Origin of the sequence: Kluyvera sichuanensis, from assembly GCF_014218705.1 — a bacterium.
Classification (GTDB): domain Bacteria; phylum Pseudomonadota; class Gammaproteobacteria; order Enterobacterales; family Enterobacteriaceae; genus Kluyvera; species Kluyvera sichuanensis.
In genome coordinates this window covers 1-1,428 of the sequence record NZ_JABBJF010000072.1, presented here as the reverse complement: position 1 = coordinate 1,428, position 1,428 = coordinate 1, and the positions used below count along the sequence as shown (strand labels likewise).

Below are 1,428 nucleotides of genomic sequence, written 5' to 3'. Positions count from 1 at the left end.
TCTTTCGCCAAAACATCTTCGGCGTTGTAAGGTTAAGCCTCACGGTTCATTAGTACTGGTTAGCTCAACGTATCGCTACGCTTACACACCCAGCCTATCAACGTCGTCGTCTTCAACGTTCCTTCAGGACTCTCAAGGAGTCAGGGAGAACTCATCTTGGGGCAAGTTTCGTGCTTAGATGCTTTCAGCACTTATCTTTTCCGCATTTAGCTACCGGGCAATGCCATTGGCATGACAACCCGAACACCAGTGATGCGTCCACTCCGGTCCTCTCGTACTAGGAGCAGCCCCCCTCAATTCTCCAGCGCCCACGGCAGATAGGGACCGAACTGTCTCACGACGTTCTAAACCCAGCTCGCGTACCACTTTAAATGGCGAACAGCCATACCCTTGGGACCTACTTCAGCCCCAGGATGTGATGAGCCGACATCGAGGTGCCAAACACCGCCGTCGATATGAACTCTTGGGCGGTATCAGCCTGTTATCCCCGGAGTACCTTTTATCCGTTGAGCGATGGCCCTTCCATACAGAACCACCGGATCACTAAGACCTGCTTTCGCACCTGCTCGAGCCGTCACTCTCGCAGTCAAGCTAGCTTATGCCTTTGCACTAACCTCCTGATGTCCGACCAGGATTAGCTAACCTTCGTGCTCCTCCGTTACTCTTTAGGAGGAGACCGCCCCAGTCAAACTACCCACCAGACACTGTCCGCAACCCGGATTACGGGTCTACGTTAGAACACCAGCCATTAAAGGGTGGTATTTCAAGGTTGGCTCCATGCGAACTGGCGTCCACACTTCAAAGCCTCCCACCTATCCTACACATCAAGGACCAGTGTTCAGTGTCAAGCTATAGTAAAGGTTCACGGGGTCTTTCCGTCTTGCCGCGGGTACACTGCATCTTCACAGCGAGTTCAATTTCACTGAGTCTCGGGTGGAGACAGCCTGGCCATCATTACGCCATTCGTGCAGGTCGGAACTTACCCGACAAGGAATTTCGCTACCTTAGGACCGTTATAGTTACGGCCGCCGTTTACCGGGGCTTCGATCAAGAGCTTCGCGTTGCCGCTAACCCCATCAATTAACCTTCCGGCACCGGGCAGGCGTCACACCGTATACGTCCACTTTCGTGTTTGCACAGTGCTGTGTTTTTAATAAACAGTTGCAGCCAGCTGGTATCTTCGACTGATTTCAGCTCCATGGGTAAACCACTTCACCTACATATCAGCGTGCCTTCTCCCGAAGTTACGGCACCATTTTGCCTAGTTCCTTCACCCGAGTTCTCTCAAGCGCCTTGGTATTCTCTACCTGACCACCTGTGTCGGTTTGGGGTACGATTTGATGTTACCTGATGCTTAGAGGCTTTTCCTGGAAGCAGGGCATTTGTTACTTCAGCACCGTAGTGCCTCGTCATCACACCTCAGCGTTA

General features: G+C 52.3%; 1 rRNA gene. It reads right to left on the bottom strand.

The window, feature by feature from the left end:
- Positions 1 to 28: 28 nt before the first annotated feature.
- Positions 29 to 1,428 (bottom strand): 23S ribosomal RNA (locus HII27_RS26760); the annotation flags it as partial.